At 46.0% G+C, this 21,488-nt stretch carries 25 protein-coding genes; 9 read left to right on the top strand and 16 right to left on the bottom strand.

Annotated features, from left to right (window positions below; translation table 11 throughout):
* Window positions 1-80 precede the first annotated feature (80 nt).
* On the bottom strand, window positions 81-824 hold the full coding sequence (locus CA267_RS02615; RefSeq protein ID WP_075608921.1) for an L-type lectin family protein: 744 nt from the start codon (window positions 822-824) through the stop codon (window positions 81-83).
* Between the two features lie 478 nt (window positions 825-1,302).
* Between CA267_RS02615 and CA267_RS02610 the strand changes: the two genes are divergently transcribed.
* On the top strand, window positions 1,303-1,767 hold the full coding sequence (locus tag CA267_RS02610) for a pyridoxamine 5'-phosphate oxidase family protein (protein WP_075608922.1): 465 nt from the start codon (window positions 1,303-1,305) through the stop codon (window positions 1,765-1,767).
* A gap of 55 nt (window positions 1,768-1,822) precedes the next feature.
* On the opposite strand, the gene CA267_RS02605 is transcribed toward CA267_RS02610, so the two are convergent.
* Genes CA267_RS02605 through CA267_RS02575 form a run of 7 tightly spaced genes read right to left on the bottom strand, consistent with a single transcriptional unit; the run spans window position 1,823 to window position 8,761 of the window.
* Window positions 1,823-2,122, bottom strand: coding sequence for a YciI family protein (locus tag CA267_RS02605; protein ID WP_075608923.1), 300 nt, complete (start codon window positions 2,120-2,122; stop codon window positions 1,823-1,825).
* Window positions 2,123-2,126: 4 nt separating this feature from the next.
* Window positions 2,127-2,936, bottom strand: coding sequence for a tryptophan synthase subunit alpha (gene trpA / locus CA267_RS02600; protein ID WP_075608924.1), 810 nt, complete (start codon window positions 2,934-2,936; stop codon window positions 2,127-2,129).
* A complete protein-coding gene (trpB, locus tag CA267_RS02595) occupies window positions 2,929-4,116 on the bottom strand; it encodes a tryptophan synthase subunit beta (protein WP_075608925.1) in 1,188 nt (395 codons plus the stop codon). Before trpB ends, trpA begins: the two co-directional genes overlap by 8 nt.
* Before the next feature lie 23 nt (window positions 4,117-4,139).
* A complete protein-coding gene (gene trpCF, locus CA267_RS02590; RefSeq protein WP_075608926.1) occupies window positions 4,140-5,537 on the bottom strand; it encodes a bifunctional indole-3-glycerol-phosphate synthase TrpC/phosphoribosylanthranilate isomerase TrpF in 1,398 nt (465 codons plus the stop codon).
* Window positions 5,530-6,561 (bottom strand): anthranilate phosphoribosyltransferase, encoded by a 1,032-nt coding sequence (trpD, locus tag CA267_RS02585; protein WP_075608927.1) that lies wholly within the window; start codon window positions 6,559-6,561, stop codon window positions 5,530-5,532. The genes trpCF and trpD overlap by 8 nt, the downstream gene beginning before the upstream one ends.
* Entirely contained in the window at window positions 6,558-7,166 is a 609-nt protein-coding gene (locus tag CA267_RS02580; protein ID WP_075608928.1) for an aminodeoxychorismate/anthranilate synthase component II, read from the bottom strand. The genes trpD and CA267_RS02580 overlap by 4 nt, the downstream gene beginning before the upstream one ends.
* Window positions 7,166-8,761 carry an anthranilate synthase component 1 gene (locus CA267_RS02575; RefSeq protein ID WP_075608929.1) on the bottom strand — a complete coding sequence of 532 codons (1,596 nt, stop codon included), beginning with the start codon at window positions 8,759-8,761 and terminating at the stop codon, window positions 7,166-7,168. Before CA267_RS02575 ends, CA267_RS02580 begins: the two co-directional genes overlap by 1 nt.
* Window positions 8,762-9,038: 277 nt before the next feature.
* Between CA267_RS02575 and CA267_RS02570 the strand changes: the two genes are divergently transcribed.
* The 5 genes from CA267_RS02570 to rluB are packed head-to-tail and all read left to right on the top strand — an operon-like array spanning window position 9,039 to window position 12,895.
* Complete coding sequence (locus tag CA267_RS02570) at window positions 9,039-9,887, top strand: PHP domain-containing protein (RefSeq protein ID WP_075610025.1); 849 nt, start codon at window positions 9,039-9,041, stop codon at window positions 9,885-9,887.
* Window positions 9,888-9,901: 14 nt separating this feature from the next.
* Window positions 9,902-10,522 (top strand): L-threonylcarbamoyladenylate synthase, encoded by a 621-nt coding sequence (locus CA267_RS02565; protein WP_075608930.1) that lies wholly within the window; start codon window positions 9,902-9,904, stop codon window positions 10,520-10,522.
* A gap of 19 nt (window positions 10,523-10,541) precedes the next feature.
* Window positions 10,542-11,408 (top strand): segregation and condensation protein A, encoded by an 867-nt coding sequence (locus CA267_RS02560; protein ID WP_075608931.1) that lies wholly within the window; start codon window positions 10,542-10,544, stop codon window positions 11,406-11,408.
* Window positions 11,380-12,027, top strand: a complete 648-nt coding sequence (gene scpB, locus CA267_RS02555) for an SMC-Scp complex subunit ScpB (RefSeq protein WP_075608932.1) — start codon at window positions 11,380-11,382, stop codon at window positions 12,025-12,027. Before CA267_RS02560 ends, scpB begins: the two co-directional genes overlap by 29 nt.
* Window positions 12,020-12,895, top strand: a complete 876-nt coding sequence (gene rluB, locus CA267_RS02550; protein ID WP_075608933.1) for a 23S rRNA pseudouridine(2605) synthase RluB — start codon at window positions 12,020-12,022, stop codon at window positions 12,893-12,895. Before scpB ends, rluB begins: the two co-directional genes overlap by 8 nt.
* On the opposite strand, the gene CA267_RS02545 is transcribed toward rluB, so the two are convergent.
* Window positions 12,892-13,659 (bottom strand): hypothetical protein, encoded by a 768-nt coding sequence (locus tag CA267_RS02545; protein WP_075608934.1) that lies wholly within the window; start codon window positions 13,657-13,659, stop codon window positions 12,892-12,894. The two genes, rluB and CA267_RS02545, sit on opposite strands and share 4 nt — an antisense overlap.
* 215 nt (window positions 13,660-13,874) lie before the next feature.
* Here CA267_RS02545 and dkgB point away from each other — a divergent pair, with 215 nt between their 5' ends.
* Window positions 13,875-14,678 carry a 2,5-didehydrogluconate reductase DkgB gene (dkgB, locus tag CA267_RS02540; protein WP_075608935.1) on the top strand — a complete coding sequence of 268 codons (804 nt, stop codon included), beginning with the start codon at window positions 13,875-13,877 and terminating at the stop codon, window positions 14,676-14,678.
* Window positions 14,679-14,902: 224 nt separating this feature from the next.
* A complete protein-coding gene (locus CA267_RS02535; RefSeq protein WP_075608936.1) occupies window positions 14,903-16,189 on the top strand; it encodes a DUF445 domain-containing protein in 1,287 nt (428 codons plus the stop codon).
* 19 nt (window positions 16,190-16,208) lie between these two features.
* Here CA267_RS02535 and CA267_RS02530 read toward each other — a convergent pair whose 3' ends face one another.
* On the bottom strand, window positions 16,209-16,601 hold the full coding sequence (locus CA267_RS02530; RefSeq protein ID WP_075608937.1) for a cupin domain-containing protein: 393 nt from the start codon (window positions 16,599-16,601) through the stop codon (window positions 16,209-16,211).
* Between the two features lie 115 nt (window positions 16,602-16,716).
* Window positions 16,717-18,036 carry a glycoside hydrolase family 2 TIM barrel-domain containing protein gene (locus tag CA267_RS02525; protein WP_083638383.1) on the bottom strand — a complete coding sequence of 440 codons (1,320 nt, stop codon included), beginning with the start codon at window positions 18,034-18,036 and terminating at the stop codon, window positions 16,717-16,719.
* A gap of 228 nt (window positions 18,037-18,264) precedes the next feature.
* On the opposite strand from CA267_RS02525, the gene CA267_RS02520 reads away from it, so the two are divergent.
* Window positions 18,265-18,726: a DUF3859 domain-containing protein gene (locus CA267_RS02520; RefSeq protein WP_075608939.1), complete on the top strand. Its 462-nt coding sequence runs from the start codon at window positions 18,265-18,267 to the stop codon at window positions 18,724-18,726.
* 271 nt (window positions 18,727-18,997) lie between these two features.
* Here the strand turns inward: CA267_RS02520 and CA267_RS02515 are convergent, their stop codons facing one another.
* The 5 genes from CA267_RS02515 to CA267_RS02495 form a co-directional block, all read right to left on the bottom strand.
* Window positions 18,998-19,279, bottom strand: coding sequence for a hypothetical protein (locus CA267_RS02515; RefSeq protein WP_075608940.1), 282 nt, complete (start codon window positions 19,277-19,279; stop codon window positions 18,998-19,000).
* 77 nt (window positions 19,280-19,356) lie between these two features.
* Entirely contained in the window at window positions 19,357-19,788 is a 432-nt protein-coding gene (locus tag CA267_RS02510) for an energy transducer TonB (protein WP_170669008.1), read from the bottom strand.
* Between the two features lie 334 nt (window positions 19,789-20,122).
* Window positions 20,123-20,599 (bottom strand): hypothetical protein, encoded by a 477-nt coding sequence (locus tag CA267_RS02505; protein ID WP_075608942.1) that lies wholly within the window; start codon window positions 20,597-20,599, stop codon window positions 20,123-20,125.
* A 183-nt stretch (window positions 20,600-20,782) separates the two neighbouring features.
* Complete coding sequence (locus CA267_RS02500) at window positions 20,783-21,187, bottom strand: lysozyme inhibitor LprI family protein (RefSeq protein ID WP_075608943.1); 405 nt, start codon at window positions 21,185-21,187, stop codon at window positions 20,783-20,785.
* Window positions 21,188-21,274: 87 nt separating this feature from the next.
* Entirely contained in the window at window positions 21,275-21,484 is a 210-nt protein-coding gene (locus CA267_RS02495) for a hypothetical protein (RefSeq protein ID WP_075608944.1), read from the bottom strand.
* Between the last annotated feature and the right edge of the window lie 4 nt (window positions 21,485-21,488).

Genomic DNA, 21,488 nt, shown 5'->3' with positions numbered 1-21,488 from the left:
GGAAATGCACAGAATTTTTTCAATAAAGCAGGAGCAAAGGGGAAAGGAAAGCGGCAACATGATGCTGCCGCTAAACGATATTATTTTTTATAGTGACGGCGGGTAATTAAACCGGCAAGGCCGCAAAGCACCAATGCGAATGTGGCGGGAGCGGGTACGGTTGTGGTTTCGATATGTAGATTATCTACCACTTGTAAACTGGATGCACCACCAGTACGCGCAGCAAAATAAAAGTTTCCTGCATATGGCTGCCAGCCGCTGATGGACAAATCATTCACAATAGCCTCATCATTTAGCGACAAATTGAAAATGCCATTGTTAAAGGTCATCAAGCTGGTGTAGGTGGTGCCGTCTTGTAATTCAAAAAGGTTGTCTAAATCAACAGTGGTAATAATGTTGTCATCGAAACGTACGCTGACGTGATTGGCGGAAATCTCGCCATTATTATAAGTATCAAAACCAATTGCCAATCCGGCTGTGGCACCTTCTTCACCAAGAAATCCGTGCAAATTTAAGCTGTCGCCTTCACGCACCAGGCCGAAGGAAATGCCGTCTGCACCACCGCCTTTATTATCTGAAATGGTAAATTCAAAAGATGCTGACCACTGCGCTAGCAACTTTCCTTCGTCAATGGAGTTGAAAAGGAAACCTCCTCGAAGGTCACTGGAAGAAGGAGTTAACACACCTTTGCCGTCAATTACTGAGGCAGAGCCCAGCTCAGCCATGCCGGTATTTGACGAAAAATTGCTAGTGAGAATGCCTGCATTTGCCAAAGTTGCTGCACCAAACAGTGTAGTGGCTAAAGCGAATTTAAATAGTTTCATTACTGCGAACCTCAATGAATGCTACAGATGTAGTGTGGCAAACCAAAGCCAAAGATGTGCCAACATTTTTTTACTTATATTTCAGAAAGCTATCAGCCATAGCTGCAATAGATGTAAATAAATCCGACAGGGGTTGCTTGCTAGTTGGGGCGCATTTTAAGAGCCGCCTGCGGTGTTGTAAAACAAATTTGCTGGGAGCAGCTTACGATAATGCGAGGGAGCCTGTAAAAGATTGTCAGTGGGTATGCAGACTTTTCCCGCACTTTTTGCCACAGAGGGCCAGGATATTTAGTAAAGCCAGCGCGAACCCTTTTCACGCGAGGGCTGGCGGCGACGAGAGCAGGTTTTACATACTGGCATATCATCTGCAACTTCATAGCCAATCGCTACTGTTCGTTTTGTCAATGTTGTGGGTTTTTGGTTTCTGCACCGTAATAAAAGCGAAAGTAGTACTCACGGAATATAAGGAGCAAATCTTATGTCAACTGATATCCGAACCAAGATGTGGAAAGCCATGGCAGACAGTCCGAATGTGATGTTAAGCCTGACAGGAAGTGACGAGCCATCCGAACCTATGCACGCGCAATTGGATAAAGACGCGCACGGCGAATTCTGGTTCTATACCACCAAGAGCAATCGCGTGGCACAAGGCGGTAAGGCAATGGCACATTTTGTTAGTAAAGATCATGAAATCTTTGCATGTATTCGTGGCCGTCTCATTCACGAGACGCGGCAGGAAATCATAGATAAATACTGGTCTAAACATGTAGCTGCCTGGTACGACAAAGGTAAAGACGATCCTTCTCTGCAAATGATGCGGTTAGAGCTGGACGACGCAGAAATTTGGACAGCAGATCCCGGGATTAAAGGAATGTTTAAAATGATGACGGGCAAATCCATTGAACCGGACGAAATGGGTGAACATAAAAAAGTGACGCTATAACATCTTCTACCAGGTGTCACTAAAACGGCGAGTAAATCGCCGTTTTATTTTCCGCCTAAGGAAGCACCTTTTTATAAGGTTTCACCACAACGTCAGCATAAACTCCTGCTTGAAGATAGGGATCTGCTTCAGCCCAGGTGCGCGCTTCATCCAATGATGCAAACTCTGCCACTATTAAGGAGCCGGTAAATCCAGCCGGGCCGGGGTCAGGGCTGTCAATAGCGGGGAATGGCCCCGCCGTTAATAATCGACCTTCTGCCTTTAGTTTTTCCAGCCGCGCCAGGTGATCAGGACGCACGCGTAAGCGAGATTCCAAACTGTTTTCCTCATCTCTGGCACAAATCATATAAAACATGCTGTTAATCCTTATGCGTAGCGGCCTTCATGTTGCTAACAAAGTTGCCAAGCTCCGTGAGCATTTTCTCTTTGTCCGCAAGATTGGCGGCAATAATGTTAACAGTGGCAGAGCCACTAATTGCCCCGGCAGCGCCGGCACCGATAGCATTTTTAACCTGCGCAGGCGAAGAAATACCAAAACCCAGTAAGGGTGGCGCACAGTTGACGTCTTTTAGTTTACTAAGCAACGAAGCCGCGGGAATATCTGCTGCAGTTTCTGCCCCTGTTACACCAGCACGACCGAGTAAGTAGGTATAACCTTTTGAGTAATCGCCGATTTGCTTGAGCGTTTCTGCAGTAGCATTAGGAGGGGCTATCAGTATCTGACAAATCGCCGTTTTGTCTGCTGCGTCTAAAAAGGGTTTTGCTTCACGAAAAGGTACATCTGCAATCAGTATTGAATCTACACCCGCCGCTGCAGCGTCTGTATAAAACTGCTCTATTCCTTTTGCCATTACCAGGTTGCTGTATAACAGTAAGCCGATAGGAGTATCCGGATATTTTTCCCGCACACGGGTTAACAGGGCAAAGCATTTGCCCGTAGTGACATGGTTATCAAGTGCACGAATTGCTGCTGCCTGAATTGTCGGACCATCGGCGATAGGATCGGAGTAGGGAATACCCAATTCCAACGCGTCCGCGCCGCTGTCAATCAGCTGACAAATAATCGCTTCCGAGATTTCAATGTCGGGGTCACCAATCATAACGAAGGGTACAAAGGCACCAGCGTTATCCGCTTCCAGACGTGTAAACATGGTGTCATATCTATTCATGTAGGTCTTCTCCCAAAATCTTAGTGACGTGGGCTAAATCTTTGTCGCCGCGGCCTGACAAATTCACCACAATAATGGTTTCTGACTCTGCTTCGTCAGCCATATTTAATGCATGAGCCAAAGCATGGGACGATTCCAGGGCAGGAATGATGCCTTCTTTGCGGGCAAGTAATTTAAAGGCGTTAAGCGCTTCTTCGTCTGTGACTGCCACATATTCTGCGCGACCTATGTCTGCTAAATGAGCATGCTGAGGCCCTACGCCCGGATAATCCAAACCCGCTGAGACAGAGTAGCTTTCTTCAATCTGGCCTTCTTCATCTTGCATGATGTAAGTAAAGGCGCCATGTAATATACCTTTAGAACCTGTACAAATTGTGGCTCCGTGCGCTTTTGTGTGCAATCCTTTGCCAGCAGGTTCAACACCCACCAAGCGCACTGAAGGTTCATCGATAAAATCGGCGAACATGCCAATTGCGTTTGAGCCACCGCCTACGCAAGCGACAACGGCATCGGGTAAACGTCCTTCTTTTTCCATTATTTGCGTACGGGTTTCTTCACCAATCATACGGTGAAACTCGCGCACGATTGTCGGAAAAGGGTGAGGTCCTGCTGCCGTACCTAATAGATAATGCGCGGTATCGTAATTTGCAGACCAATCTCGTAATGCTTCGTTTACTGCATCTTTAAGCGTACCCGACCCGGCACTGACGGGAATGACTTCAGTGCCCATTAACCGCATGCGAAAAACGTTGGGAGCTTGACGTTCTACATCTTTCGCACCCATATAAACGCGGGCTTTTAAGCCAAGTAAGGCACATGCCAACGCAGTGGCGGTGCCATGTTGTCCGGCACCGGTTTCGGCAATAATTTCGGTTTTGCCCATACGTTTTGCCAGCAATACCTGACCAAGTACCTGATTGGTTTTATGGGCGCCGCCGTGTAGTAAGTCTTCACGTTTTAAGTAAAGCTTAACTTTTGGATTGCTCACCAGGTTACGCGTCAGCGTCATTGCGGTGGGACGACCGGCATAGTCCTTTAACAATGACTGAAATTCCCGGTTAAATTCTGCGTCGTCTTTGGCTTCAAGAAAAGCCTGTTCCAGCTGATCCAGCGCAGGAATTAACAGTTCAGGCACATACATGCCACCGTAATCGCCGAATTTTGCGTCGAGTTGATTCATGGTTTGTCCTGTATTTAGTAAATTTAATATTGTCGGCAGCGAGTAAACAAGTCGCTGAGCATTGCCGATGACTTTTTGCCGGGTGCCGTCTCTACACCAGAATTGACATCCACAATGGCTACACCAGTGGCTTTTGCCTGCTGAATATTTTCGGCATTGAGCCCGCCTGCCAGCACCAGTTTTTCTTTTTGATTAACGTTGTTCAAAAGAGACCAATCGAACGTTTGACCGGTACCACCTTTACTGCTACCTACCTGGCAATCCAGCACTATTTTTGCAACTGTGGAATCTTCCAGCAAAGAAAGAAACGCGGCCGGCAACGACTGCTCTACACCGAGCGCCTGCCAGATAGCGCATCCTTTCGGGAGCTGCGCTTGGAGTATTGAGCGATATCGGGCGTCTTCATCTCCGTGTAATTGAACGGCTGTCAGGTTAAGTTCTCGGGCATATTCCGCCACCTGAGCAATTGGCGCATTAACAAAAACCCCTACATATTGGCCTGGTACTGATTCCACGATGGTTTTTGCTGTGGGCATATTAATAAAACGCAGCGATTTTTCGGCAAAGATTAAACCGCCGTAAGAGGCACCTGCAGCAAAGGCAGTTTTGGCATCGTTGGCGCTGGTGAGGCCGCATATTTTTACTGCGCCATACACCAAAGATTTTACTGCTTGTGGAAGATTTGTTTCAGCCATCAGCGCGCTCCCCACCAAAAACCCATTACACAACGGCGCTAAACGTAGTACATCCTGATGGGTATAAATACCAGATTCAGAAATTACCACATAGTTATGAGTGGCATCTTTTAACATGGGCACCAGTTTTTCAGTGGCGCCTAAATCCGTAGAGAGATCACGTAAGTCGCGGTTATTAATACCAATAATACTGGCTTTAAGGTCAATTGCCCGCTGCATTTCTTGTTCGTTGCTGACTTCAGTTAAAACATCCAGAGAAAGTGAATCTGCTACATCTGCAAGCTGTCGATATTCCTCATCGCTTAATACACTTAACATCAGCAAAATAGCATCAGCACTATAGTACCTTGCCAAATGCACTTGATATTCGCTGATAAAAAAATCTTTATTCAGCACTGGTTGCGACACCCGTTCAGTTACGTAGGCTAAATAGTCATAACTGCCCTGAAAATATTTTTCGTCGGTGAGCACCGAAATTCCGGCGGCAAATGGCGTATAGGCGCTAAGAATTTCATCAAGATCGAAAACGGGACGAATGAGTCCTTTAGAGGGTGAGGCTTTCTTACATTCCAGAATGTAACCGGCATTGAATGCGCTGAGCGCATCAAACAAACTTTTTGTAGAGGGAAGAAGGTTCGCTTTCACTTTTTCATGGGGAAGCGTGGCCATCCGTGCTTTCACTTCTTCACGTTTATCCGCAACAATTTTTTCCAGTACGTTATTCATTACCGCTATCCTCCTGGCTGATTTGTGCGACCTGAGTCAATGTAGCTAAAGATTTCGCATTGAGCATCGTTTCCATTGCCAGCTCTGCACCCTCCTTAAAGGTTGTTACTGTCCCCGTTAGTTTCAACAGTGCACCGCAATTCATTGCAATTGCTGCGCGATGCGCTTCGCTACCTTCACCGGCTAATGCTGCCTCCACCATCTTGCGATTTTCTTCCGGATCCCCGCCTTCTATCGCGCTTAACGGATAAGTAGGTAAACCAAAATTTTCCGGCGTCACTGTAAGCTGGCGTATGTCACCGTGTTCCAAATCAAAGATGTGGGATTCCCCGTGCAGCGCAAGTTCATCTAAGCCATCGCCGTGCACTATCATGGCACGATGCTGGCCTAACAACATTAAGGTTTGGGCGTACGGCTCTAAGAGATCTGGAGAATATACACCGAACAAGCCATGAGTCGGTCCAGCAGGGTTTGCCAGTGGCCCCAAAATATTGAATACAGTACGCGTTTTCAGCGCTGCCCGCACAGGCGCTGCGTGTCGCATGCCCGCATGATATACCGGTGCATAAAGAAAGCAGAAGTTGGCGTCGTCCAAACACTGTCTGGCGGTCGATGGTGAAACGTCAAGTTTAATACCAAATTGACGGAACAAATCTGCTGAGCCTGAGCGGCTCGACACGCTTCTGTTGCCATGTTTAGCCACTTTAACTCCGCACGTAGCAGCGACAATAGCCGCTGCGCTGGAAATATTAATAGTATTGTGGCCATCACCGCCGGTGCCAACAATGTCAGCAAACGGATAGTCTGGCGTAGGGAAGGGAAGCGTATTAGAGACCATGGCGCTGGCTGCACCGGCAATTTCCTGCGGTGACTCGCCGTTAATTTTAAGCGCAGTCAGTAAACTGGCCACTACGGCTTCTGGTTGCTCGCCGTGCATAATGCTGTTAAATAGCCCAAAAGATTGAGCCTGACTTAAATGTTCTTTACGAAATAATGTGTCCAATAGTTGGGTAGCGTCAATCATGCTGCACTCCCCAGCGTTAAATAGTGAATACTTTGCATCAGTAATGTGCTGCCATCAGCTGTCAGAATAGATTCAGGGTGAAACTGGAAACCTAACATTTTATCTTCGGGGTGAAATACTGCCATCGTGGTGTCTCCAAAATTGGCAATAGAGCGCAGACTCGGTGGTAAGGACGTTGCCACCAGAGAATGATAACGCGCGACATGCAGGGGCTGTGGCAGGTTCTGAAACATGGCTTCTGCGCTATGGCTGATAGCCGACGATTTACCGTGCATCACCTCTACCGCCCGGCCTACTTCGCCACCGTAATGCGCGACAATCGCCTGATGACCTAAACAAATCCCCAATACAGGATATTTACCTTGCACAAGTTCAAGTAAGGCGGGCATGCACCCGGCCTCGTGAGGCGCACCGGGACCAGGTGATAACAGCAGTAACACAGGGTTAGTTACTGCTTCTGTTTCCATTCTGTTAAACAGAGTGTCGGCGCTGACGGTGTTGCGGTAGACAATAATATGTAAATCCATCGCACGCAGCTCATCTACCAGGTTATAAGTAAAAGAATCCACATTATCCAGTAAAAAAACGGTAATTCGCTTGTTCATTAGTCTTGCTCCTGCACGTGTTGAGAGGCGCGTACGGCATTAATTACTGCTTGAGCTTTGGTGCGTGTTTCCTGTGCTTCTGCTTGAGGGTCGGAATCATAAACGACTCCCGCGCCAGCTTGAATATAAGCTCGCCCGTTTTTAACAAAAGCTGATCGAATCACAATACAGGTGTCCATATCTCCCTGCCCATTGATGTAGCCCACGGCGCCGCCATAACTTCCCCGGCGTTTCTTTTCTACTTCACGAATAAGTGTTGCTGCGCTTACTTTTGGTGCACCTACCAATGTGCCCATATTCATGCAGGCCTGATACGCATGAAGCGCATCTAAATCGTTGCGCAGTTGCCCCACAACCCGCGATACCAGATGCATAACGTGGGAATAACGATCTACCTTTAATAAGTCTTTTACATGCCGGGTGCCGGGTTGGCTGACTTTTGCCACATCATTGCGCGCCAAATCCACCAGCATAATATGTTCCGCTTTTTCTTTGTTGTCTTCTCGCAGGTTTAATTCGATGCGGCTGTCCAAATCGGCATCAATTTCACCATTGGCACGCTTGCCTCTGGCTCGTGTGCCAGCGATAGGATATATCTCTACCTGATTGGTATCAGTCGCATATTTGAGCGCGGATTCCGGCGACGCACCAAAAATAGTGAAGTCAGCGTCCTGCATATAAAACATATAAGGGCTGGGATTCTGCTGCTTAAGCTTGGCATAGGCGGCGACAGGAGCGGGACAAGCAAGGGAAAATGTGCGAGAGGGCACAACCTGAAAAATATCGCCCGAAAGAATATGCGCTTTAAGATCGGTCACGTTGCGCATAAATGCTTCATCATCTTTATCCACATCTACATCGATGTCGTCTTTCACTGTTGCAGTAGCAAGGGGCGTAGCTGGAGGAATGTGAGTTAACTGACTCTGTAAGTTTTCAAGCCGCTGGGCAATTGCAAAATAGTTCTGCGCGACATTGTGGCCACTGAATACGCTACCGATAAGCTGAGTTTGTTTCGTTTTATGATCTACCGTTAACAAGGTTTCGGCGAGATAAAAAACAAAGTCCGGGCAGTCATTTTCGCCATTGGTGACCTCTGGTAACGATTCAAACGTCGCGAGTAAATCGTAGGCAAAAACCCCGCCGAGAAAAACCGCATGCGGATGCTGGCGAATGGGTTTGATTTGCTGAACAATTAATCGTAGCGCGTCGAACACGCTGGCTGCTTTTAGACGGCTGTCTTCATCTAATGATTCGTCTGCTGAACTACAGACAAGCACCGCGGTGTCTGGGGTTAACTCACAAGTCATGCCAGCAGGGCAGAAAGTCTGGAACAGCGGCAGAACGGCATGGCCGTTCGCGGTCAACGCTTTGCATGTCACAGTGTTGCCATTGCATTCCAGTCTCACCGCGGCATCTATCATCAACAGACTTTGCAGCTCATCCTTACTGTCAATTTCTGCTGATTCCAGCAGCAGGGTGTGTGGCCGCTTTGCGCAAAGATGGGCAAAGGCTGCCAGGGGATCGGTAATGTAGTGTCCTGTCTGCTCAATTGTTTCGACTTTTCCTGGATGTGTGCCCAGTTCGGCTAAACTCATTGTCGCATTTCTCCAGCTGCGATTTTTAAAAAAAAAGGCCCGTTAAACGGGCCTTTTATGTGTTTTTTGCGCACCAACGCGTACACCGCCCATTAAGTCAGGGAGTGCCACCACCAGTTTGCGCTCATCATGGCGCTGTTCAGAGGTAAATTACGCATTGGTCGATTCTCTTATTCGTTTAAAACTTCGATAGGCATCGAAGCGCTTAGTACGTATACTGTGCCCTATAGAAGAAAACAAAATTGAAGTTGTGTCAACCGAAACTTTAAATAAGCCATTGAAAATCGATCTCCATAGTCATACTCGCTACTCTGACGGCCACCTGACGCCGCAGGAATTAATACTACGTGCTCACAATATGCAAGTGGATGTACTTGCCATCACGGATCACGATACCGTAGCTGCTCTGGACGAAGCACACGCTTGTCAGGCTCAGCAAAAACGGCCAATGGTAATTATTGATGGTATCGAGATTTCCACTATGTGGCAGGGTTTTGATATCCATATTGTTGGCTTGAATGTTAACCGCACGCTACCGGCATTCTGTGAGAAGTTGGATCAGCAAGCAGCAATTCGTTTTGAGCGAGCACAAACCATTGCCGGAAAACTGGAAAGGTGTGGTTTCGATGGCGTAATGGAAAAAGCCATGGCCTTGGCAGGATTAGGGCAAGTGACCCGCGCGCATTTTGCTCGCGTATTGGTTAACAATTATGGCGTTGCATCAATGGATGCAGCGTTTAAGAAATATCTTGGGAAAGGCAAAAGAGCGCATGTGAAAGCACAGTGGCCGGATATGGCATCGGCAATTTCCTGGATCCACCTTGCAGGCGGCCAGGCCGTATTGGCCCATCCTGCTCATTACGACATGACCACAAAGTGGCTGCGTCGTTTAGTAGCAGAGTTTGCTGAAGCAAAAGGCGATGGCATCGAAACGTCATTTCCCGGTATTTCTGCTGACAAGCAGCAAATAATCAACCATTTAGCGCTTGAGCATAAGTTACTTGCTTCTGCTGGATCCGATTTTCATTTTCCATCCCGCTGGACTGAGTTAGGAAAAAATCAGTTTATTTCCGAAGATCTTACGCCTATTTGGCATAACTGGTCGATAACTCAGCTGCGTAATTAAGGATTTTGGACACCATGAGTCAATTTTTTCAGATACATCCGGAAAACCCACAACAACGTCTTATTAATCAAGCGTGCGACTTAATTCGCCAGGGGGAAGTGGTGGTATATCCTACTGACTCCGGTTATGCCATTGGCTGCCAGCTAGAAAACAAAAAGGCGCTGGACCAGCTGTGTATGGTCCGTCAGATAGATAAAGATCATAACTTTACGCTGATGTGTCGCGATATGTCAGAATTGTCACTGTACGCAAAAGTCGATAATGTGGCCTTCAGACAGATTAAAAACAATACGCCCGGCCCCTATACTTTTATTTTGAAAGCGACCCGTGAGGTTCCGCGTCGGCTACAAAATCCGAAGCGTAAAACCATTGGCATACGAGTGCCGGATAACGCGATTGCACTTAAGTTGCTGGAAACGCTAAACGAGCCATTAATGTCAGCATCTCTTATTTTGCCGGGTGCGCGAATGGCAGAATCCGATCCGGATGTCATTCGCGATAAACTGGAAAAGCGAGTGGGGCTTATCATTGACGGCGGTACGCTGGGCGAACAACCTACTACCATAGTCGATTTTTCCGAAGGCTTGCCGGTAATCTTACGTGAAGGAAGCGGTGATATTACGCCGTTCTCTTAAGCGATTGGCGAGATGGTAAATGACGAACGTTGATGAACTACAGCAGAACCCCGACGTTCAGCTTGCGCCAGATCCTGTTCAGCAGCCGTTGCCGCTGGCGTTTATTAATGGCGAAGCCCTTATAGAAAAACCTCAGGATTTATATATTCCCCCGGATGCTCTTGAAGTTATTCTGGAAACCTTTGAAGGCCCGCTGGATTTACTTTTATATTTAATTCGTAAGCAGAAATTTGATATTACCACCTTACCTGTTGCCATGATAACTGCCCAATACATGGAATATGTTGAGGTGATGAAAACGCTGAAACTGGAGCTGGCTGCAGAATATTTATTGATGGCAGCCATACTGGCAGAGATAAAATCGAGGTTGTTGTTGCCCCGGCGCGCAGAAGATGAGGATGACGAAGAGGATCCCCGAGCTGAGCTTATTCGGCGCTTGCGTGAGTACGAAGTGGTAAAGCAGGCAGCCGAAGATCTTGATCTTCAACCGCGGCTGGAAAGGGATGTCTTTCCCGTAAATGTATCACTAAGTGATCAGGTGCAACCTATTCGTATAGAGCCGGATGTGAGCTTGCAGGAACTGGTGTTAGCGTTTAGTCATGCCATGAAACGAGCAGCGGCCTTTGAACATCACACCATAGAACGAGAAGTATTGAGTACCCGCGAGCGGATGACGCTGATACTGGCCGCAGTTGGTGCCAACAGTTATACACCGATGGAAGCGCTTTTCACCGTAGAAGAAGGAAGAGCGGGGGTGGTGGTAACATTTCTGGCAATTCTGGAGCTGGTGAAAGAGCAAATGCTGATGTTGATACAAGCGGGACCTTACGCCCGAATTCATGTAAAATTAGGTGCGCATGAAGAAGATCAACAGCACCCAGCTTAAACAACTGGTAGAAGCCACGTTTTTCGTAGCAGATAAACCCGTGACGAAAAGTCAGTTGCGTGAAACTGTGCTGGCAGAATTTGCCGTTAGTGAAAAGATGTTGAATGAGACAATTCAAGCATTGATTCTGGATTATCAACCGCGTGGAATTCAACTGGTGGAAATCGCCAGCGGCTATCGCTTTCAATCGCTGGATGCGTTAAGCCCATGGTTAAGCGTATTATGGCAGGAATCTGCACCACGTTATTCTCGAGCCATGCTGGAAATACTCGCATTAATCGCCTATCGCCAACCGATCACCCGTGGAGAAATTGAGCAGGTTCGTGGTGTGGCGGTAAGCAGTAATATTATTAAAACGCTGACGGAAAGAGAGTGGATCCGCGTGGTTGGACATAAAGAAGTGCCGGGACGCCCGGCGCTGTATGCTACCACTAAAGCATTTTTGGATTATTTCTCTCTGCGTTCGCTGAGCGAGCTTCCCAGCGCCGAGGCTTTTGCTGAAATGGTGCAGGAAGATGATCACGAGCCCGGCGTCACCGTACAAAAAGAGGCACCGTCCGTAGTTATGGACCGTGCGAATGTAATTGCTGAAGACAAGAGCATATCGACTAATGAGTGAAAAGTTGCAAAAGGTGCTAGCCAATCAAGGGCTTGGTTCACGACGTGAAATGGAAAAATGGATTGAACAGGGGCGAGTCTCTGTCGATGGTAAGGTTGCTACATTGGGCGATCGGGTTGAACCAAGTGCGCAAATTCGTGTAGATGGTCATCTGCTATCGCGACAGACGGAAAAACCTGTGTGCAGAGTTCTGATGTACAACAAGCCCGAAGGGGAGTTGTGTAGCAGACAGGACCCGGAAGGCCGTCCGACAGTGTTTGATCGCTTACCGACCATTCGATTAGGGCGGTGGATAGCAGTGGGTCGTCTTGATATCAATACCAGCGGCTTGTTGTTATTCTCCAATGATGGAGAGCTGGCAAACCGGCTGATGCATCCTAAATGCGAAGTGGAGCGTGAATACGCTGTTCGGGTTTTCGGAGAGGTGTCTTCTCAAACCATCAACACGTTAAAAAAGGGTGTTGAGCTAGAGGACGGCGTAGCGAAATTTACTGACATCCATGTTCGACCTAACGATGAAGAAAGCATGAACCACTGGTTTAACGTCACTCTTTCTGAAGGACGAAACCGGGAAGTGCGTCGGTTATGGGAATCGCAAAACGTACAGGTAAGTCGGCTAATGCGCGTGCGCTACGGGCCGATTGAACTACAAAAGCGGTTGCCGCAAGGAGCGTGGGTTGAGCTTGGTTTAGAAGAGGTGAATGCGCTACGTAATTTGGTGCAGCTACCTGAAGAAACGTCAAGCATGGTGGACGTCAGACAAAGCAAACTGGACCATGTTCGCCTGACACGTATGCGTCGTTCGGTGAAAAAACATCGAGCGAGAAAAGAGGGAACACCTGCTAAAGGTCGTGCAGGTAAACGTTAGTCCGGAATAATATCGCTACATTTTCGCCCGTTATAATATCCATAAGAACGGGCAAGTTCTCTGTTTTGTTCCTTATGGGTTTTTAAATAGGTATCAAATTTTGCCAGCAGTTCAGGATGTTCAATAGTCGACATTCTATAACTTAACGTAGAGACCGGAATTTTCTTCGCCAGCGTCACCGTGTCAGGCGGTAAGTTCATCAACTCTAATTCATGGCGTATGGTGCTGATGTCGACATCCAGCCCCTGTACCATATTGTGAAGTAACATCTGTGTAAGAACCTTTAATGACGTGTCAGTAACAATGGTCAGTCGTTCTTCGGCAATGCGTGTTTTCCACCTTTCTGAGGCGGTAAAACCGTGCATCATGCCTATTATGTTAAAAAAATCCACAGGTTTATCTGCATGTTCAGCCAATACAATGGTGGCCTCACAAAGGGTAACGACAGGATCACTGTAGGTTAACGCAAGCGCCTTCGCATCATCCCAGGTTGGGTGATCCGGAATCCGAAAATCAATAGCCCGCTCTTGATACCAAGTAGCAAATCTCGTAATAGGTAAAGGAATGAACTCTACTTTAATGTGCGTTTCTTCAGCAAAAGCACTTACAATATCTTGCAATATACCTGTACCGGGCGTAGCAGAAAAATCCTGAATAGGGTAATAGGCGATATTCTCCACTCCTACATGATAAGTCGTTCCAACCTCCGAAGAGGCACAACAGCTGGAAAAACAGAGCAACATGAAATAGCTCAAAAAGCGCATATGCTCCCTCATCATCGTACAGAATAAACCCTAATGGCGAAAATAGAGGATAATGTTAAACGGGATTATTTACCAGCGTTAACATCAGCCTACCCTTAACATAATTCGATCTTATCTATCAGGTAAGCCGTAGCCATGGTGTCTCGCCAAGCACGCTTTACCCTCTCTGGAAAAAGCGAGCTGGCACGTTTGTTAAACGATTAAGGAGCCACTGAATGACTGTAATGCCACAACTCGGTGTGGGAACGTTTCGTCTTGAAGGCAATACTGCCATAAAGTCTGTTTTAGACGCACTGGAAATTGGATTTCGCCATATTGATACAGCGCAAGCTTATAATAACGAGGAACAAGTAGGAGACGCCATTAAAACCAGTGGACTGGAACGGGAATCGCTGTTCTTAACCACTAAGGTATGGATGGAAAATCTAGGAAAAGATAAATTTATTCCTTCCGTTCACGAAAGCTTGGCAAAGCTGAAGACCGACTACGTTGACTTGTTACTTATCCACTGGCCGTCGGCTGATGAAAATGTGCGTATGGAAGAATACTTACAGTGTCTTGCGCAAGCGAAGGAAGAAGGTTTAACACGGCATATCGGCGTGTCGAACTTTACCATTTCACAAATTGAAAAAGCTCAGGCTATTCTTGGTAAAGATGAAATTCTTACGAACCAGATCGAGCTTCATCCTTTCATGCAGAATCGTCAGGTAGTCAAAACCTGCAAAGAGCGTGGCATAGGCATCACGGCGTATATGCCTTTTGCGGTTGGCAAGGTGATGGATGATGACACATTAAACGAGATAGCCGGAAGATATAATGCTACGCCTGCACAAGTGGTACTTGCCTGGATGGAAGTTAATGATATTCAAACTATTCCGTCGTCAACTAACAAAGACCATTTGCAAAGTAATTATAATTACGGAAAAGTAAATTTGTCAGCAGATGATCTGGCGTTGATTGATAATCTTGATAACGGCGAGCGGATAGTAAATCCTGATTTTGCCCCTGACTGGGATTAAGTTAGTGAAAAGGCTCCTTACCGGGAGCTTTTTGCTTTAAGCCGCAAATGTGTAGAAAAAGACTCGGCGTCGGCTGTAATCGTGATTAGAACTTGCTTTTAAACAAAAGCGACAACGGCCGAAAATTTTGAGGGCTTAGACAGAATCCCAAGGATTTGCTATTGGGCACCAACAAAACATTCGACAAACCTGCGGATAGGGCAAAAGGAAGAGAGCGAGCATGAATGAATAAGGTCTTGCAGTTGCAGCGCGCTAAGCGGCAGGCGTTGTTTTGGTTATGCGGCGCGGCGGCAATATTTCTCGTAGCCATTATCTTGCAAGTGAGATTTCCTGCTCTGGGAAACCCTAAGCTGATCGAATTTATTAAAATGGCCTCTGAAGCAGCCCTGGTGGGTGGGTTAGCTGACTGGTTTGCAGTTACAGCGCTATTTAAGCCAATTCCGCCGAAGTGGCCAATTCCGCATACCAATATTGTTGCCAGTAATAAGTCAGCAATAGCTAATAATCTTTCCGAGTTTGTAAAAGATAAGTTTTTCCATCCTCAGGCGATCGAGTCACTAATTAAGCAAAGTCAGCCTGCGCAAGGGATTGGGCGCTGGTTATCTAAGGTGGAAAACGCAAGACGAGTAAGCGTTTACGCCGGCGACTTTTTGGTAGGTATTGTTAATGTCATCGATGACAATCCTGTTCACGACATGATGATTAACGGCCTGAAGCGCGGCATTCGCAAACTCGATTTGGCTCCTATAGCTGCTGGAACCCTTGCGGTTTTCACTAAAGAAAAGCGGCATCAAGAGATTCTTGATCAACTGATCGGAAAACTGGCAGAGTTAACCGCCAAGCAGGAAACTCAGGGTTTTATTGCTGAGAAACTTAGTTTGTGGTTAAAAACCGAACATCGGCGGCTGGAGAAAATTCTGCCGTCTGCCTGGCTAAGTGAGCAGGGCGCGCAAATAGCGGTACAGGCGATTGCCAGTATTATTCAGGATATTCATGAAGATCCTGCGCATCCGGTAAGAGAGGCTTTTGATCGCTACATCGAAGACTACGTTGAGCGTATTCAGCATGATGAAGCGATGACAGCAAAGCTCAATGGAATTAGAGAGAATATTCTTAACAATGATGTGCTTTTGCGCTACCTGACGCAAATATGGGGGGACGTTAAACAGTGGCTAATCACTGATATGGAAAAGGACAATGGCAAGTTTGTGAGCCATCTTTCTTCTGCTTTCTCGGAAATAGGGCAGAAGCTTACCGGCAATGGCGAACTGGCAAATGCGCTTAATCTGCACCTGGCAGAAGCAGGTCGTTACATGGCGCCGGATCTTTCGGACTTTCTGACCCGCCATATCCGCAATACCATTGAAAATTGGGACGAGCAAGATATGGCGCTTCAAATCGAGCTAAACATCGGTAAGGATTTACAGAAAGTACGGATTAATGGCACGTTAGTAGGAGGACTGATCGGCGCATTACTGTACCTAATTCAGCAGGGAATTGTGTGGCTATAACGATCAGGCGCTACGCTTTTCAAACTGGCTGATGCTGGGTACCTTCACCTGGTGTTACGAACAGCAGCGCAGCCTGGTTTGGCACTTCGGCCGTATGCCAGGTGTTGCGCGGTACAAGCACATAATCCCCGGGTTTTGATAACGTAAAGATATGTTCGGTGTTATTGATTTTTAGCCGCAGCGTTGCCTCTCCAGTAATGAGAAGCACCACTTCATCCCCTTTTGGATGAATTTCCCAATTGGCCCAGTCTTCTGTGAATATATGTGCGGATAGGAGCTGGTGGCTCTTGAACTTATCGTATCTCGCATCAATCCTGGTATATAAGTCAGCATTATTTTCTTCGGGCGTGGCGTGATTATCAGGATCCAGAACGACAAATGTATCGTGTAGATTAAAAGAACCAATGTCCATGACACGTACTACCTTAATGGGAACTATTCTACATTATAGGCTGAGGCGGTAGAAAAGCACCCCAAGCGCCTAAGAAGGAGGGGCAATATCTACAGCCCCTCAGCTATTTTCGCGTTCAGTCTACATAAAATGGGATGTTGGCATTGGCCACTTTGTCGTTGCTGTCTGTAATGTAAACAAAGAGCCGATAGGCACCGGGTTGTTGCGGCGTCTTAAACGTGATGTTGTCTCGACTATCATCACCTACAATTAAGCCCTTCTCGGGCTGGGGTCTTTTTTCAGGATCGCCTCCCGCTTTAATGTCGGTACTTTCTGGCAATATTTCCCAACGAAAATCAGGATGTTTGTCGAAATGGGATGTAAATTTTAAACTAGCCTGGTTATGTTGCCCCCTTTGTACATGAACACTCTCGTCAGCCCGTTTGCCATTAATTGTTAATTCCTTAATAGAAGGAGCGCGCGCTGACGGCCATTCCCCACGCCACAGGTAATGCAGTGAATCAACAACTTCTGTTGGTTGGCTCGCCTCGGTAAAAACACCATACCAGGTCGGCGTGGTTTCTTGCTTTTGTCCCCAAAGAAATGCGTAAGAGCCTAGAGCCCGGTCAGGTGCCCCTAAAATACCGCTTACATAGCGGCTTCGGTAAGAGGCGGCTTTTTGCGTACTGATTTGTTCAATGGGAGCGTCCCAATCCGTGCGATCCACTTGCCAATGACCGGTCGGCCCCCATTCAGTTACCACATAGGCGCCGGAATAACCAATGTCCAGCAAGTGTTGGGGCAAGTCTTCCAGGCCGCCATAAATATTGACACTAAGGTAATCAATACTGGGTACACGTTCTTTAATAAGGTTTGCTTTAGCAGCGTCAATACCTGCTGTCACTGTAGTCACTAAATGATTAGGATCCAGCTCTTGAATCATTTGAGCAATATCTTCCACGGCGTACCAGACATTGGTATTGGTGTAGAAGAGATCCACTTCGTTCCCGATACCCCATGCAAGCAGTGCAGGATGATCTTTGAATTTCATTACTTGCTGTCTTACTGCTTCTTTTTGTGCTGCTATGGCCGCCGAATCATCGTAATCGAAGCCGTGTCTTTCATGTCCAATACGCAAACCCAACATAACGGTTAAACCATTTTTCTGCGCGTTATCCAAAATTTCCTGCGCGTTGTCTGTGCTCCACGTTCGTACAGAATTAGCACCAGATGCCGCCAGCAGCTTCAAATTCCCGCTACCTCCTGCACCGCGAATGAAGTAGGGCGCGCCATTACGCATAATCTGGTATTTGCCATTCACTACGGTTAGCTCTGATTTAGTGGGGCCTGCGGTTGCGTCCTCAGCCTTTGAACCAGAGCGTGCCAGGGGTTGTGTTTGACAGGCGAAAAGCATGAAAATTGAGGCCAAAATACCTATTGTTAATAATCGGGGCATAGTAAAAGAAAATCCTATAAAAGTTATGATAGCGCTTACATTTTCATTTAACGATATTGCAACGTTTTCTTCAACTCTTTATTTCAACACGTAAAAATTATGGGTTTCTCTATGGGAACAAAATTGCCTTCGTAGATTGATTAGGCGGAATTGGCAAACCAAAATTTTATGAGAAAAGTTTCAGCAATGTTAATATTGTTCCAGTTATTACTAAAGAAAGGGGGCGACATGGCGAAGCCAAAAATTCTTATCGAAATTGAAAGCTACGGTATTTATACGCAATGGGATTCGCAGGATAAAGCGTTGCCTAAAGTGCGACAATTCACCACTACTGTCCCGGCCAAGGTTGATATCGAATTTGGTTTGATTATTAGTATAAAAAAAGCTAAGAATAAGAAAATTCGCTACTGTATTTACCATCCAGATATACCGGATAAAAACGGCGAGCCTATGCCACCTTTCGATGGCGAAGAATATATTCGTTCGAACGATTGGAATTTCTATTTGGGTGATACGTTATGGGAGCCGTTGCATGACAAGGTAGGGGACTGGCGAATGACATTGGAACTAGAAGGAGAAGTTATCGCGGAAAAAACCTTTTCTGTAGAGGAAGAATTGCCATACGAAGGCGCGGATTTCTGGTATAGAAACCGTCGCGAAGGCATTAAGGGGAAGGCTGCACCACGCTAATGGATGAACATTAGCTTCATCAGTTTTTTTAAATTAGATTAGTATTACAAGCAAGTATGGTGGGCGAGGCCTTATCCGGCATAGATGACCCTGACGCCTTACCGAGATTACACTACAGCTGTTGAGAAAATTTACCACTGATTCCGCTTTTGACTTTGAAAGAAGGCTATATAACTGGCGATGTGGGGCTGCAAACACAGTGCTACACTTTTGAAGCGGCGTTTTAACCCCTGTGGGCGTAGGGGTTCACCTATAGCGATTCGTTGTGTAACTATTCTGCCGGCTCATCGCTGAACAGTCTAAATGACAAAAGCACTGGAAGAATCCCTGAAAGAGCAGCTAACCCATTGCCGCTAAAGCCCATAGCAATTGCGGATGGTTTTAGAATAAAAAAATGAAAAATGATGCCCAGAGGAATTAGTAATAGCAGTAGCTTCCAACTCTGTTTCATTTTGATTCGCTTATTGCAATGAGGGCAACGACGTTCTTTACCAAACTTATTTAATGTTCTAGAAAAGAAACTTATATCGTCTTTGCAGTGAGGGCACTTCATTAACCTTCCTTAGCTAATTAGCTTCCCAGCAGGGAATTGGATTCTGTGAGAGCGAACAGAATATCCGCTTACTTCGCTTATGTGGTGCCTTTTACTAAGCATTCTGGAACATTCCTAATTCGGTTTATAATAAATTCTAGTTGTAAAGTGGTAACAACAGGTTGATGTGTTGAATTATTTTCTGTTGGTTCCCATCTGAATTTTTTCAAAGATTCAGTTGCAGATGGTATGAAAGCTCTATGTGGAATAGCTTTGATAACTTGAATGTTCGTTGCTCTTCCTTCGCGATCAATAATAAATCTAAAGTCAACGCAACCACTAATGTTATCTCTTGCTGCGTTGACTGGATATTTAGGATAATCCTGGTGAGACAGAACCCAAAAGTCCTCGACTGATATATTGTTTTGTGTAGTGTCAACGGCGTTCTTAATTTCTAACGTTTTCTCATCCTTAGTAGCACTACACCCATTTAAAAAAGTTAAAATTATAATGCAAATAATTATTTTCATGTTCATCCTTAACTGCTATCCCGGTGATCCGTACATTCAATTCTTAAAGTTGCTGCGTGGCAGTTTTCTCAGAGCAAAACATCACGCATCTTTTATTCGTAGGCTATTTTCTAAAAATACTTAGCCTCTGATGCCCCTGAATTGATTCAATTGTTCGTTTCTAAAATATTTTCAATTCTAATTAATTCATGCATGTTTACCTGAAAACCTAATATCAAGCAATGAGGCGCAGAGGTGTGAACTATCCTGCAAAGCGGCCCTGGCTTTTTGTTCCAGTGACCGCAGGAAACGACTACAACGAATCGTTATGGGCAACTGATGGTATTTTTAGCAACTAGACAGATCCTTGTTCGCACTGCTGTCTACGTAAATAATTATCTACCAAAAGTGGCTGTTTCAGTTGCGACTTGCTCACCTTTGATACTTGTAGCCCACTATCAACCTCTTGAATCCAGATAGATATCTGATCGCCTTCTACTGTTCGGTTAAGCATGTAACTTTTGCCTGGATCTAAATCGACTTTGAAGTTTGCGTAAGCCTCCTTCGTACTGTTGGGGATCCCGCGTTGTGAAATATTTGCTTTTACCCATAAATTTTGTGGACCACTCTGAAATTGTTTGGGTTCGGTCCAACCTGTCGGCTGTTGGTGAAAGCACATTAAATGAACTAATTCTATGGTAGGGCCTTTATCTCTTTTGAAGTTTTCAAACCTGAAATGGTCTTTTTCTATTTCACTTGAGAGAGGAAGTACACTGCAACTAAATGTTGTGAGGCTTAATATTAAAATGCCTAATAAACGGGGATTTTTCATGTGAGCTCCTTGCTACTACAATTAAATGAAAAAATTATACGCAAAACCTATTCATATACCTCGAAGTAAGTTAGCACAAACAGGTAAACATGTTTAAGCTGAACTGTAACTGAATATTGTGCGTTTTTTTATGTAGAAGATGACAGCGGAAACCAGGCCGGTGTAGCCACTTGATAAGTGATATCACGTGGGCTCCGGCAACAACGGGGAAGCAGAACCCATTTCAGCTAGAAAATCTTCCCATATCTTATGGGTGCGTTGTTTAGTTAACTGCAACATACAGCCTCCGAACATAACGCCACGTATTGTGCCACCAGACCACATTTCATAAATTGCATCGCAATGTGCCTCTCGATACAATAGCCATGCATTCTGAGACTTGTCCAAAGACTGAATGATAGCTGCTTCATCAGAATATTTCTCTTTGGCTTTAGCTAGATACTTTTCTAGTTCGGCATCTGCAGATTTTATTTCTCTGCGGGCACATATATTCATAGCGTAAGTAGTCATTGCATTCTCGCAGTCTACTTCATCAGCCAGAACAAATGTTGAGAAAGTTGCAATAAAGATTGCGATGTATTTTTTCATATTTTGATTCTTTTAACGGTTAACTTTGAGGCGACTGGATCGCAGCGTAAGCAGTCCCAGCCGCGCTAGCGGCAACAATAGCGCGTGTTAGCTGCCGATGCCTAGCCCTCGTTTTTGCATATAATCAGCAAGTTCCTTTGATTCTGAGCTGGGACTGGTATGCAAAGCGTGGAAAACACCATGCTGATCGTCTGGATTTTTATGTTGGCCAAGCTTTTCTTTTGCATGAATTTCGGACACCACAACCTTAAATCCTACGACAGCTTTTAACAGTTTATCGATATAGTCGGAGGGCATTAGC

Origin of the sequence: Alteromonas pelagimontana (assembly GCF_002499975.2) — a bacterium.
Lineage (GTDB): Bacteria > Pseudomonadota > Gammaproteobacteria > Enterobacterales > Alteromonadaceae > Alteromonas > Alteromonas pelagimontana.
This window is presented reverse-complemented; position numbering and strand designations above follow the sequence as displayed.